Source organism: Streptomyces lonarensis, from assembly GCF_012033735.1.
Taxonomy (GTDB): domain Bacteria; phylum Actinomycetota; class Actinomycetes; order Streptomycetales; family Streptomycetaceae; genus Streptomyces; species Streptomyces lonarensis.
On record NZ_JAAVJD010000160.1, the window covers coordinates 1 to 12,557 of the forward strand.

General features: G+C 73.8%; 10 protein-coding genes and 2 tRNA genes. 6 read left to right on the plus strand and 6 right to left on the minus strand.

Annotated elements, in window-relative coordinates; translation table 11 throughout:
• Nucleotides 1-70: 70 nt before the first annotated feature.
• Entirely contained in the window at nt 71-1,534 is a 1,464-nt protein-coding gene (locus tag HCN56_RS18040; protein ID WP_167972423.1) for a catalase, read from the minus strand.
• Between the two features lie 149 nt (nt 1,535-1,683).
• On the opposite strand from HCN56_RS18040, the gene HCN56_RS18045 reads away from it, so the two are divergent.
• The 5 genes from HCN56_RS18045 (at nt 1,684) to HCN56_RS18065 (ending at nt 4,892) form a co-directional block, all read left to right on the plus strand.
• Nucleotides 1,684-2,136 (plus strand): Fur family transcriptional regulator, encoded by a 453-nt coding sequence (locus HCN56_RS18045; protein ID WP_167972425.1) that lies wholly within the window; start codon nt 1,684-1,686, stop codon nt 2,134-2,136.
• 74 nt (nt 2,137-2,210) lie between these two features.
• Nucleotides 2,211-2,284, plus strand: a tRNA-Met gene (locus HCN56_RS18050).
• 160 nt (nt 2,285-2,444) lie between these two features.
• A tRNA-Met gene (locus tag HCN56_RS18055) sits at nt 2,445-2,518 on the plus strand.
• A gap of 210 nt (nt 2,519-2,728) precedes the next feature.
• Nucleotides 2,729-3,943 carry a D-mannonate dehydratase ManD gene (gene manD / locus HCN56_RS18060; RefSeq protein WP_167972427.1) on the plus strand — a complete coding sequence of 405 codons (1,215 nt, stop codon included), beginning with the start codon at nt 2,729-2,731 and terminating at the stop codon, nt 3,941-3,943.
• 64 nt (nt 3,944-4,007) lie between these two features.
• Nucleotides 4,008-4,892 carry an acyl-CoA thioesterase gene (locus tag HCN56_RS18065; protein ID WP_167972429.1) on the plus strand — a complete coding sequence of 295 codons (885 nt, stop codon included), beginning with the start codon at nt 4,008-4,010 and terminating at the stop codon, nt 4,890-4,892.
• A gap of 70 nt (nt 4,893-4,962) precedes the next feature.
• On the opposite strand, the gene HCN56_RS18070 is transcribed toward HCN56_RS18065, so the two are convergent.
• From HCN56_RS18070 to HCN56_RS18090, 5 genes are all read right to left on the minus strand, one after another.
• On the minus strand, nt 4,963-6,939 hold the full coding sequence (locus tag HCN56_RS18070) for a purple acid phosphatase family protein (protein WP_167972431.1): 1,977 nt from the start codon (nt 6,937-6,939) through the stop codon (nt 4,963-4,965).
• Nucleotides 6,940-7,216: 277 nt separating this feature from the next.
• On the minus strand, nt 7,217-8,461 hold the full coding sequence (locus tag HCN56_RS18075) for a DUF916 domain-containing protein (protein ID WP_167972433.1): 1,245 nt from the start codon (nt 8,459-8,461) through the stop codon (nt 7,217-7,219).
• Between the two features lie 211 nt (nt 8,462-8,672).
• Nucleotides 8,673-9,536, minus strand: coding sequence for a M23 family metallopeptidase (locus HCN56_RS18080; protein ID WP_312871289.1), 864 nt, complete (start codon nt 9,534-9,536; stop codon nt 8,673-8,675).
• Between the two features lie 104 nt (nt 9,537-9,640).
• On the minus strand, nt 9,641-10,270 hold the full coding sequence (locus HCN56_RS18085; protein WP_245246707.1) for an ArsR/SmtB family transcription factor: 630 nt from the start codon (nt 10,268-10,270) through the stop codon (nt 9,641-9,643).
• A 238-nt stretch (nt 10,271-10,508) separates the two neighbouring features.
• Nucleotides 10,509-11,300, minus strand: a complete 792-nt coding sequence (locus HCN56_RS18090; protein ID WP_167972435.1) for a phosphatase — start codon at nt 11,298-11,300, stop codon at nt 10,509-10,511.
• A gap of 128 nt (nt 11,301-11,428) precedes the next feature.
• On the opposite strand from HCN56_RS18090, the gene speB reads away from it, so the two are divergent.
• Entirely contained in the window at nt 11,429-12,454 is a 1,026-nt protein-coding gene (gene speB / locus HCN56_RS18095) for an agmatinase (protein WP_167972437.1), read from the plus strand.
• Nucleotides 12,455-12,557: the final 103 nt, after the last annotated feature.

Sequence of the window (12,557 nt, forward strand, 5' to 3'; positions counted from 1 at the left end):
GGCGTGGGACGGCCCCGGGCCGGTCGGCGGGTGCCGGCCGACGGGCGGAGCCGTCCCTCGGCGAGCGGGCTCAGCCGCGGAGGGCCTGGACCGCGGCCTCCAGTCGCTTGCCGAAGTCGGCGTCTGCCTGGCGGAAGTTGTTGATCGCACGCTCGGCGATGTCGTCGCGCGAGACGTCGGCGATGAACCCGGCCAGGTTGTCGATCAGTCGGCCCTTCTCGTCCTCGGACATCAGCCGGTAGAGGTCACCGGCCTGCACGAAGTCGTTGTCCTCGGCGTGCGAGGGCGCCTCGGTCTCCTGGGTGGTGCCGGAGACGGTGGTCGGCTGCCACAGCGCCCGACCGGTCTCGACCGGCCCGCCGAAGCTGTTGGGCTCGTAGTTCTTCGCCCCGCCGTGGCGGCCGTCGTACATGAAGCCGTCCCGGCCGTGGGTGCGCGCCTCGGTGGCGTGCGGGCGGTTGACCGGCAGGTGGTCGGCGTTGATGCCGACGCGGTACCGGTGGGCGTCGCCGTAGCCGAACAGCCGGCCCTGCAGCATCTTGTCGGGGGAGGGGCCGATGCCCGGGACGAAGTGGTGCGGGGAGAAGATCGACTGCTCCACCTCGGCGAAGATGTTCTCCGGGTTGCGGTTCAGCTCCAGCTTCCCGATCTCGATGAGCGGGTAGTCCTCGTGCGGCCAGACCTTGGTGAGGTCGAACGGGTTGAAGCGGTAGTTCGCCGCGTCCGCCTCGGGCATGATCTGGACCTTCACCGTCCAGCTGGGGAAGTCGCCCCGCTCGATGGACTCGCGCAGGTCGCGCTGGTGGCTGTCGGGGTCCTTGCCCGCCAGCTCGTCCGCCTCGGCCTGGGTCAGGTTCTTGATGCCCTGGTCGGTCTTGAAGTGATACTTGACCCAGAAGACCTCGCCGGCCTCGTTGGTCCACTGGAAGGTGTGGGAGCCGAAGCCGTGCATGTGGCGGTAGGAGGCCGGGATGCCGCGGTCGCCGAAGAGCCAGGTCACCTGGTGGGTGGACTCCGGCGAGAGGCCCCAGAAGTCCCAGACGTTGTCCGCCTCCTGGGAGCCGGTGTACGGGTCGCGCTTCTGGGTGTGGATGAAGTCCGGGAACTTGATGGCGTCCTTGATGAAGAACACCGGGGTGTTGTTGCCGACGAGGTCGTAGTTGCCGTCCTCGGTGTAGAACTTCAGCGCGAAGCCGCGGGGGTCGCGCACGGCGTCGGCCGAGCCGAGGTTGCCGGCGACGGTGGAGAACCGCAGGAAGGTCTCGGTCTCCTTGCCGACCTCGGAGAGGAACTTCGCCCGGGTCCAGCGGGTGACGTCCGCGGTCACGGTGAAGGTGCCGTACGCCCCGGCGCCGCGGGCGTGGACCACGCGCTCCGGGATGCGCTCGCGGTTGAAGTGGGCGAGTTTCTCGATCAGCAGCTGGTCCTGGACCAGCACCGGTCCGCCACGGCCCGCGGTCTCGCTGTTCTGGTTGTCGGCGACCGGCGCGCCGGCCTCGGTGGTGAGCGGCCCCGTCGCAGTCTGCTCGGTCATTCGCCTGTCACGCCCTTCAGGTCCTCGGTGTGCGCGAGGGTCTGGCCCTCGGCTGAATGCGATCCTATATTGGACTCAGTCCAAGTCAAGACCGCGACTCAATTCGTACCTGGTCGGGGTTCGGAGAGGTTCGCGCTAAGGTGGATGCCATGAGTGACCTGCTGCGACGACTGCGTGCCCGGGGCTGGCGGCTCACCGCGCAGCGGCGCGTGATCGCCGAGGTGCTGGACGGTGAGCACGTGCACTACACCGCCGACGAGGTGCACGCGCGCGCCGTGGAGCTGCTGCCCGAGATCTCGCGCGCCTCCGTCTACAACACCCTCGGCGAGCTGGTGGCCCTCGGTGAGGTGACCGAGGTCAACACCGACGGCCGGGTCCGGCGGTACGACCCCAACGCGCACGAGGCCCATCAGCACCTGGTCTGCTCGGGCTGCGGGGCGATCCGGGACGTGCGGCTCACCGACGACCCCCTCAGTGCGCTGCCCGAGGGCGAGCGGTTCGGCTTCCAGGTGGCGCAGGCCACCGTGACGTACTACGGCCGATGCCCGGAGTGCGTGGCCGCAAACGCCGCGCCCGGACCGGCCGGTTCGCCCACGGCCTGAGTGCGCCGGTGGCGGGCGCCGGGGCGGATTTGCCCCCGCGGTCGCCGGGCGGCTAGGGTCGAGGCACACACCGACGCGGGGTGGAGCAGTTCGGTAGCTCGCTGGGCTCATAACCCAGAGGTCGCAGGTTCAAATCCTGTCCCCGCTACTCACGACCGAGGCCCGGTTCCTGACACGGAACCGGGCCTCGGCGCTGTGCGGTGCATCCTCGATGCCGGTCCGCCCGCCGCGGGAGCGTGCCGGTGGCGGGTGCCCGGGCGGATTTGCGCCGGCGGTCGCCGGGCGGCTAGGGTCGAGGCACACACCGACGCGGGGTGGAGCAGTTCGGTAGCTCGCTGGGCTCATAACCCAGAGGTCGCAGGTTCAAATCCTGTCCCCGCTACTCATGACCGAGGCCCGGTTCCTGACACGGAACCGGGCCTCGGCGCTTTCCGGGGCCCGTCGCTCCCACTCCTTCGACCCGCGCCGCTGACCGGGGCGGGAGCGCCCGCGGGCGGGCTCCTGCCCACGCCGCGGCCCGCGCGGCGGGATGATGCCACCGTCACCCGCCCGCTCCGTGCCGTGCCCCGGCACCACCGAAGGAGACCGCCCCGTGAAGATCACTGACGCGACCGTCTCGGTCACCTGCCCCGGCCGCAACTTCGTCACCCTCCGCATCACCACCGACGAGGGGGTCACCGGCCTGGGGGACGCCACGCTCAACGGCCGCGAGCTGGCCGTCGCCTCCTACCTGGCCGACCACGTCGTGCCGCTGCTGGCGGGCCGCGACCCCCACCGCATCGAGGACACCTGGCAGTACCTCCACCGCGGCGCCTACTGGCGGCGGGGTCCGGTGACGATGGCCGCGATCGCCGCCGTCGACGTCGCGCTGTGGGACATCAAGGCCAAGGTCGCCGGGCTGCCGCTGTACCAGCTGCTCGGCGGGGCGAGCCGCGACCGGCTGACGGCGTACGGCCACGCCGACGGCCGCGACCTGCCCGAACTCCTCGACTCGGTGCGCGCCCGCCTCGCCCAGGGCTACCGCGCGATCCGGGTGCAGAGCGGCGTACCCGGGCTGCGCGCCGTCTACGGGGTGCACGCCCCGGACGGCAGCGGGAGCACGGTGCCGCACCAGCAGGACCGGCCGCTGGTCGAGGACTGGGACACCGACGCCTACCTCCGCCACATCCCGGCCGTCTTCGAGGCGGTCCGCGCCGAGTTCGGCGCGGAGCTGCCGCTGCTGCACGACGCCCACCACCGGCTGACGCCCGTGCAGGCGGCGCGGCTCGGCAAGGACCTGGAGCCCTACCGCCCGTTCTGGCTGGAGGACTGCACGCCGGCGGAGAACCAGGAGGCGCTGCGGCTGGTCCGCCGGGCGACGACCACGCCGCTGGCGATCGGCGAGGTGTTCAACTCCGTCTTCGACTACCAGACCCTGATCACCGAGCAGCTCGTCGACCACGTGCGGTCCTCGGTGACGCACTTCGGCGGTCTCACCCCGCTGCGGAAGCTGTTCGACCTGGCGGCGCTGTACCAGATCAAGGGCTCCACCCACGGGCCCGAGGACATCTCCCCGGTCGGGCTGGCGGCCGCGCTCCACCTGGAGCTGGCGGTGCACAACTTCGGCATCCAGGAGTACACCGGCCACTCGGCGCCCACCCGGGAGGTCTTCCCGGCCGCGTACACCTTCGAGGACGGATTCCTCCACCCCGGGGAGGAGCCGGGGCTCGGCGTGGCGTACGACGAGGCGGCCGCCGCCCGGCACCCGTACCGCCGCTCGTACCTGCCGGTGAACCGGCTCGCCGACGGCAGCGTCCACGACTGGTGACGGGCGCGGTGGCTCGCGGTGCCCGGACGGCCGCTACCGCGGGCCGTCCGGTAGAACTTGGGGCATGAACGAGACCCTGGCCCGTCTTCTCGACCTGCTCGACCTCGAACCGATCGAGCGGGACATCTACCGGGGCGCGAGCCATCCCTCCGTGATCCCGCGGGTCTTCGGCGGCCAGGTGGCGGCCCAGTCCCTGGTGGCCGCCTGCCGGACGGTGGAGGACCGGCTGCCGCACTCGCTGCACTCCTACTTCCTGCGGCCGGGGGACCCGGGCGCCCCCATCGTCTACAACGTGGACCGCATCCGCGACGGGCGGTCGTTCGCGACCCGCCGCGTGGTCGCCGTGCAGCACGGGCAGCCGATCTTCCACCTGTCGGCCTCCTTCCAGACGGCGGAGGAGGGGCTGGCGCACCAGGAGCCGATGCCGGAGGCGCCCGACCCCGAGACACTGCCGACCGCTGCCGAGATGCTGCCGCAGTACGAGGACCGGTTCGTCCACCCCTCGGTGTCGAAGCGGCTGCTGGACGTGCGCCGCGCCATCGACCTGCGGTACGTGGCGGAGCCGCCCTTCGCGACGGTGGGCAGCCCGCGGGAGCCCCGCTCGCAGGTGTGGTTCCGCACCACCGGGGCGCTGACCGGCGTCCACGACGACCCGGTGGTCCACCTCTGCCTGGCCACCTACGTCTCCGACATGACGCTGCTGGACTCGGTGCTGCTGGCCCACGGCCGGGGCGGTTGGACCGTCGGGGACGTCGTCGGTGCCAGCCTGGACCACGCGATGTGGTTCCACCGGCCGTTCCGTGCCGACGAGTGGCTGCTCTACGACACCGACTCGCCGACCACCCAGGGCGGTCGCGGGCTCGCCCGGGGCCAGATCTGGACCCGGGACGGCGACCTCGCCGTCTCCGTCATCCAGGAGGGCGTGGTGCGGGTGCCCCGCACCCGCTGACCCGGGACGACGCGGGGGCCGCCCGCACCCCGAAGGGTGCGGGCGCCCCCACCTGCGGCCCGGGCGGAGGTCAGTCCACCGGGAAGAGCGACACGTGGACCGCGCCGCGGTAGCTGCCCTGCGCGGTGGCGGCCGGCACGTCCAGCTTCAGGTCGGCGGAGAGCTCGGTGGTGCCGAACCGGGAGTGGTCGTCGGCGGCGGCGAGCCGGTGCGAACCGGCCAGACCGGTACCGCCGTTGAGCAGACCGGAGACCGCGGGGCCGGACTCGGCGGTGGCACCGCCCAGGACCAGCGGGCTCCAGCCGAGGTAGCCGGAGGTCAGGACCCCACCGGTGCCGGTCAGGTCGCCGGCACCGCCGGTCACGGACCAGCCGGCCGCCTCGTAGCGGGTGTCGGTCACCGACAGCGTCGGCAGCGAGGCGCCGAAGGACCAGCGGTCGCCGCCGTTGTCGGCCTCACCCAGCGAGACGACCTCGCCCTCGCCGCCGATGGTCAGCGTCAGCGCGCCCGGCTCGATGTCCCGCTCGGGGACGACGGCCTCGACGACGATGTCACCCTCGACCGGGTCCGCGGCGGACTCGCCGAGCCCCGTCGCCACCCGGCGCTCGATGCCCTCGGTGACGCGCTTGGAGCCGTCCTCGCCACGGGAGATGGTGAAGGAGTCGATGGTCTCGCCCAGCTCCAGCCCGGTGGTCGGGTTGTTGCCCTTCTGCACGACCAGCGCCTCGTAGGAGATGCTGTCCGGCGTCACGCGGATTCCCGAGGTCATCGAGGTGAAGGCGTGGCGGACGAGCTGCGTGGCGCCGTTGTTGGTCCACACGTTGTCGTTGACCGGGGCCAGGTTGTAGTACTTCGGGCCCGAGTTGGAGACGACGAACACCGGTCCGTCGGTGACGCCCTGCTCGTCGGTGCGGTCCTCGTTCAGGAACCCGCGGCCGTAGGTGTGGTCGTGCCCGGCGAGGACCAGGTCCACGTCGTGCTTGGTGATCACCGGCACCCAGTTCTCGCGCACCTCGCGGTTGTTGCGGCCGGAGGAGACCGAGAAGGCGGGGTGGTGGAAGGTGACGACCGTCCAGTTGCCGGTCTCCTCCGCGAGCACCTGGTCCAGCCACTGCGCCTGGACGCCGTAGAAGAGCTTGCGCCAGTCGGCGGTGGAGAGCGCCGGCAGGGTGACGCCCTGCTCGTTCTGGATGGCGTTCTGGCTGACCGTGTGGGAGTTCAGCTGGATGAAGCGGACGCCCTGGTAGTCGGTGAAGTACACCTGGTTGCGCAGGTGCTCGGTGATGATCTCCAGGTACGGACGCTCCGTGGCGGAGGCGCCGGCGGGGACGCGCGGGCCGTTGTCCGGCACGGTGAAGCCGGCGTCCCAGAAGTCGGCGGCCGCGTCACGGCTGTACTCGTGGTTGCCGATGGCGGGCAGCCAGTTCTCGGTCTGCCGCTCGCCGTCGGTGATGGTGAACCACTCCTCCCACTCGTTCTCCACCGAGAGGTCGATGAGGTCACCGGACTGGAGGGTCAGCTCCGAGTTGGGGAAGGCGCGCGACGTCAGGTCGACGATCGGCGTCCACTTCTCCGTGAGGTCGTTCTGACCGTCGGCGTACCAGGTGAAGGTGAACGGCTGGTCGCCGTCCTTCGCCGTGGTGAAGGAGTTCCACTCGTCCGCCGCGTCGCCGCTGACGGCGCGGTAGGCGTAGGTGGTGGCCGGGGTCAGCCCGGTCAGCTCGGCGGCGAAGGTGACCGCCTGGCCCGCCGGGACCGACATCTCCTTGGTGACGGCGGCGCGCACCGTCTCCACCCGGCCGTCGGGGTGGCGCAGTTCCACGGAGGCGGGGAGGTCCGAGGCGACACCCACCGACCGCCAGGTGACGGTCTGCGAGGTGGACGGGTCGGCCGTCGGGTTGAGGATCACCCGCTCGGGGGCGCCCGCAGCGGCCGAGGAGGCCGCGGTGGACGCAACGGCGGGCGTGGCATTGGCGGTTGCCAGCAGCCCGGCCGTGACCACGCCGGTGAGCCAGAGGTGGCGCCGGCGTAGAGCTGAAGTGCGCATGGCGTTCCTTCGCTGTGAGAGTGACGTGAACGTCGTCGCCTCGCACCCTGACAGCCGACCGCCAATCCCGGCCGAACGTCGCATGACGGAACGGTCGGCGCGAGATGAACGTGCCCACCGCATCCGGTGCCGCCCGTGGTGGTGGCGGAGCCGCTGGTCAGCGCGGTGGGAGCGTGCCGCGACCGGTGACGGCGGCAACCTCGTTGCCGGGGGCAGGAGTTCACCCGCCGCGGCGGGGTGGGGCGTCGCGGGGACGGAGGGGTGGCCGGACGCCGGTTCACCGGGCGGACGGTTCCACCGTCGCGGGGGCGGTGTCCGCCCCGGTGCCGTCACCGGTCGCGCCGGAACCGGCCCCGGACGACGCCCCGCCGGCGCCCGGCTCCCGCTCCTGGGCACGGGTGTCACCGGCGGAGGCGGCGCCCTCGGCGCGTGCCGCCGCCAGGGCCGCCGCCAGCCGACGGCCGCGTGCCCGCCGGCGCCACCACCAGCCGCCGCCCAGCAGCACCAGCACCCCCAACAGGGCGAGATGCACCCAGGGGACGGCGAGGAACCGGGCCTCGGCGCGTGCCTCGCTCAGCGCCGCCTCGACGACGTCCTCGCCCACGGTGCCCTGCTCCCCGACGACCTCGGCGGTGAGCCGGCCCAGCGGCCACGCCTCGGTGGTCAGCGACTCCTCGCGGCTGCGCTGCCCCGGCAGCACCTCCCGCTGCTCGGCCGCCCGCTCGCCCGTCGCGCCGGTGCCGATGCCGAACGGGCCGGTCACCGTGACCTCCTGGGCCGAACCGAGCCGCACGTTGCCCGTGTTGGCGACCGTCCACGACACCTCCACCGTCCCGGGGCGGAACGGGTTCCAGGAGTGCCGGTACTCGGCCGTGAGATCGGCGATCTCCACCGCGGGCGCCAACTCGCCCGCCACCCGCAGGTGGACACGCACCCCGACCCGGGCGTCGAGCGCGATCTCGTTGCCCTGGTCGTCCTCGCCGGCGGTCCGCACGGAGACGGCGATGCCCCCGGGGTGGTCGCCCGGGAGGGCGTCGTCCGGGACCCGCAACGTGAACGGGACCACCGCGCTGCTGCCCGCCTCCAGCGCGACCTCGTCGTCGATGGTGATCCAGGCGCCGCTGCCCACCGGCTCCTCCGACTCCGGGAGCAGGTCGAACTCGCCGGTCTCCACCACCACACCGTCGGAGGCCGTGAGCGCGAAGACGACCGGGCGCTCGGAGAAGTTGGTCACCTCGACGAAGTCGCGGTACTCCTCCCCGGGCTCCAACTCGGCGCGGATCGAGACACGTTCGTCGGCGCCCTCCTCGTTCGCGGGGACCACGCCCCAGGTCACCCGGGCCTCGCCGCCCTGGGAGCGGGCCGCTGCCGGAGCGGCGGAGGCGGCGGCCGCCGGGGCCGCGGCGAGCGGCGCGGTCAGCGAGAGGCACACCGCCGCCGGGAGGAGCAGGCCGGGCACGGCCCGCCGCAGGCGGCCGCAGTGGGCGGGCGGGTCGGCGGGGGAGCGGGGCTGGGAGCGCATCACGGGTCCTGTCGGGCGTCGGGCGGGGCGCTGGCCCCGGGGCACGCCCGGCAGGTTAGGAAGCCCGGGTGAACGACGGCCCCGGTCGACCGGCCGCGGTGATGAACGCCGGGTGAGCGGCCCCCCCCTCGGCGGGCGGAATCCCGCGCCGCGCCACTGCCCACTGCCCGCCGCCCACTGCCACTGCCCGCCGCCCGCCGGCGGACCGGCCTCAGTCGGCGCGTTCCCCGGCCTGCCCTGGAGCGGCGGGGATCGGGATGAACTCCTCGGTGTTCGCCGGGACGCCGGTGCGCTCCGCCCCCGTCGCGTCCCGGTGGTGCCAGGCGAACGGCAGTCCGCGCGCCGTCCGCACGTCCGGGCCGTCCATGAGCTGGTAGTGCAGATGCGGATGGGACGAGTTGCCGGAGTTGCCGCACTCGCCGAGGGGTTGACCGGCCGCCACCCGCTCGCCGACGCCGACCCGCAGACTCCCGCGCCGCAGGTGGGCCAGGACCGCGTACCTGCCGTCACCGAGGTCGAGGATCACGTGGTTGCCCAGCAGGTGCCGCGACGCGCCCTGGCTGCGCACGAACCCCTCCAGCACGAGCAGCAGCAGGCCGGCCGTCGACATGCGGGTCAGGTGGTCCCGCGACCGGCCGTGGGCGGCCACCACCGTGCCGTCGGCGGGCGCGGTGAGGAGCTCACCGAACGACGGGTACCGCTCCGGGCGGCGCAACGGCGGCCAGAACCAGGCGAACGGCGGCTCCGGCGGCGCGTCCGGCCCGGAGCGCACCACGTCGATCGCGTAGGTCTGCGCCAGGGCGTGGGTGTGGCTGGGCACCTTGCTCGCCGGGCTGTTCAGCGCGGTCCAGCGGCCGGAGAACGGGGCCGGCAGTACCACCGGCTCCGGCGCGGGCTCGCCCCGGCGCGGCGCCTGGCGCCGGACCAGCGCCCACTGGCCCAACAGGCCCGCGAGGAGCGCCGAAACCGAGGCGAGGTAGAGGGCGAGCGGCCCGCCGAGGCTGACGGTGAGCACCATCACGACGGTACCGGTCGAGGTGAGGACGCCGTGGCGGCGCCAGAGGGCGAGAGGCACGAGTGGGTTCCTTCCCGGTGGTGCGGGGCTGCGCGGTGCTGGGTGATGCCTGGTCGTGCGGGCGGTCGTGCGGGCGGCGGGCCGCGCGACCGCCCGGGGCGGGGTCAGCCGCGGGCCGCGCCCAGCGTCACGAGCAGCGGGACCAGCCGGTGGGGCGGCACCTCGTAGCGGCCGCGGCCGGCGGCCTGCAACCAGCCGGCGGCGACGAGTTGACGCAGGTGGTGGTAGATCTGCCCGGTGGTGCCGACCCCGTCGAGCTCGACCAGCTCCGCCACCGTGGAGCGGCCCGCGAGCAGCCCCTGGATCAGCCGGAGCCGGACCGGCTGCCCGAGCGCGGCGACGGTGTCGGCCAGCGAGGTCCAGTCGCTCTCCAGGAGGGCGGCGGTGCCGAACGCCTGCTGCCACTCGGCGCGGCCGCCGGACGGCCCGGAGGCGACGGTGCCGACGATCATCACGCCGCCGTCCTCCTCGCCCAGCTCGGCGAGTTCGGAGCGCAGCCGGTGCAGCGCCCAGAAGACGTCGGGGTCGGGCAGCTCCCCGGCGGGAGCGGGCGCGGCCGTGCCGGCGGCGCGGTCCTCCAGGGCCGTGACCCGCTCGGTCAGGTCGGCGAGCCGCTGAGCGAGGGTCGCGGTGTCCGGGGCGGCCCGCTCGCCGGGTTCGCCGGAATCGCCGGGCTCGGAGACGGATGCGTTCGGGGTGGCGGCGCTGGGTGCGGTGGTCCGGTCGCTACTCATGACCAAAGACTACGCATATACGTAATCCTTGAACAAGGGGTGGGGGTGCACCGGCCACCGGCCACCGGCCGACACCGCGGGCTGCGGGCGACATATCCGCCGTCGCCCGCACGCACGCGAACGCCCCCGCGGTCGGGACGCGCGAGGGCGGTCCGGAGCGCGGGGGCGTCGGAGGGGCGGAGGGCCGGTCGTCCGGCAGGCGGGGACGGCTGCCGGACGGCGGGGAGGGCGGCGGGCGTCAGTCCAGGTCGGCCGCGGCCAGCAGGTACGCCGTCATCGGCTCGTAGAAACGCGGGTTGACCACGTGGTCGTCCAGCGGCACGCAGACCGTCAGCGTGCCCTCGTGCTCGGCGAGGAACAGTGCCGGGTCGTTGGAGTCGGCGAAGCCGACGGTCGTTATCCCGCGCTGGGCCGCGCACCCCGCCCAGCCGTGGTCGGCGAAGACCAGGTCCGGCAGGGCCTCGCCCTCCTGCGGCAGCGCGCCGAGGATCTCCGACATCGGCGCCGGCGAGTGGGTGTGCCAGAGCGAGGCGCCGCGCTCGTAGACCGCCACCCCCGCGAGCTGCGTCACCACACCCTGGTCGGCGGTGAGCCCCAGCGGCACCCGGACCAGCTCGCACCCGGCGGCCCGCAGCGCCGCGGCGACCTGTGCGTGCACGTCGAGGAGCCCGCCGGGGTGGCCGGTCGCCGTCAGGACCCGCGACCGGTCGGCCGCCGCCTTGCCCAGCTCCGCCGCGGCGCGGTCCAGCGCCGCCACCGTCAGCTCGGGGTCGATGGTGTCCTGACCGGCGCGGTGGCCGGGGTCCTCGTTGACGCCGCACAGTTCCGCCATGACCGCGAGCACGTCCTGCTCGTCGGTCCACCGGTCGCCGAGGTCCACCCCGAACCAGTAGTAGGGGTTGCCGTTGGCCAGCTCGCGGTAGTGGGCCACGTTGTTCTCACGGGGCGTCGCGACATCCCCGGCGATGCGGGCCCCCACGAGGTGGTCGATCAGCTCGTCACGGGAGGGCACACGCGAAACCGGAAACATGATCCCATTGTGGCGGCGGTCGTCCCGGGCGGCACCCCGGCGCCCGTACACAGTGGCCAAAACGTGACCGGCGGTTCCTGCACCGCGTCCAGCGACCCGGCCCGCCCCGGCCGCCTACCCTGCGGGACATGTCCAACGAGCACCCGTCCGCAGCCCCCTCCACCACCCCCGGCGCCGGGCCGCGCGGCCCCGTCGACTCCTCCCGCGTCCCGCGCTACGCCGGGCCCGCCACCTTCGCCCGGCTGCCCCGCCTCGACGAGGTGGGGCGCACCGACATCGCGGTGGTCGGCGTCCCCTTCGACAGCGGCGTCTCCTACCGGCCCGGCGCGCGCTTCGGCGGCAATGCCATCCGGGAGGCGTCCCGGCTGCTGCGTCCCTACAACCCCGCCCAGGACGCCTCGCCGTTCGCCCTCGCCCAGGTCGCCGACGCGGGCGACATCGCCGTCAACCCGTTCTCCATCGAGGAGGCGGTCGAGACCGTCGAGGCCGCCGCCGGCGAGCTGATGGCCTCCGGCACCCGGCTGGTGACACTCGGCGGCGACCACACCGTGGCCCTGCCGCTGCTGCGCGCCGCCGCCCGCCGCCACGGCCCCGTGGCGCTGCTCCATTTCGACGCGCACCTCGACACCTGGGACACCTACTTCGGCGCCGAGTACACCCACGGCACCCCCTTCCGCCGCGCCGTCGAGGAGGGCGTCCTCGACACCTCCGCCCTCTCCCACGTCGGCATCCGCGGCCCGCTCTACGGGCGCAAGGACCTCGACGACGACGAGAAGATGGGGTTCGGCATCGTGACCGCCGCCGACGTCATGCGGCGCGGGGTCGACGAGGTCGCCGACCAGCTGCGGGCGCGCATCGGCGACCGCCCGCTCTACGTCTCCATCGACATCGACTGCCTCGACCCCGCCCACGCCCCCGGAACCGGCACCCCCGAGGCGGGCGGCATGACCTCCCGCGAGCTGCTGGAGATCCTGCGGGGCCTGGCCGGCTGCAACCTGGTCTCCGCCGACGTGGTGGAGGTGGCACCCGCCTACGACCACGCGGAGATCACCGCCGTGGCCGCCTCGCACACCGCCTACGAGCTGACCACGCTCATGGCCCGCCAGATCGCCGCCGGCCAGGGCACGGGGGGCACCTCGGCGGCCGCCGGCTGACGGCGGGGACGTTCCCGGCCGGGGCGGAGCACCACGGCCGCGCTCCGGGCCGCGGCCTCCGCGCGCGGCGGGGGTTCCGGGCACGGCGGGGGCAGGGGCGGGT

What these genes read in the sequence shown, in the direction of transcription:
- HCN56_RS18040 (WP_167972423.1), bottom strand. Translation starts at nt 1,534, where the DNA reads ATGACCGAGCAGACTGCGACGGGGCCGCTCACCACCGAGGCCGGCGCG.
- HCN56_RS18045 (WP_167972425.1), top strand. Translation starts at nt 1,684, where the DNA reads ATGAGTGACCTGCTGCGACGACTGCGTGCCCGGGGCTGGCGGCTCACC.
- HCN56_RS18065 (WP_167972429.1), top strand. Translation starts at nt 4,008, where the DNA reads ATGAACGAGACCCTGGCCCGTCTTCTCGACCTGCTCGACCTCGAACCG.
- HCN56_RS18070 (WP_167972431.1), bottom strand. Translation starts at nt 6,939, where the DNA reads ATGCGCACTTCAGCTCTACGCCGGCGCCACCTCTGGCTCACCGGCGTG.
- HCN56_RS18075 (WP_167972433.1), bottom strand. Translation starts at nt 8,461, where the DNA reads ATGCGCTCCCAGCCCCGCTCCCCCGCCGACCCGCCCGCCCACTGCGGC.
- HCN56_RS18085 (WP_245246707.1), bottom strand. Translation starts at nt 10,270, where the DNA reads ATGAGTAGCGACCGGACCACCGCACCCAGCGCCGCCACCCCGAACGCA.
- HCN56_RS18090 (WP_167972435.1), bottom strand. Translation starts at nt 11,300, where the DNA reads ATGTTTCCGGTTTCGCGTGTGCCCTCCCGTGACGAGCTGATCGACCAC.
- speB (WP_167972437.1), top strand. Translation starts at nt 11,429, where the DNA reads ATGTCCAACGAGCACCCGTCCGCAGCCCCCTCCACCACCCCCGGCGCC.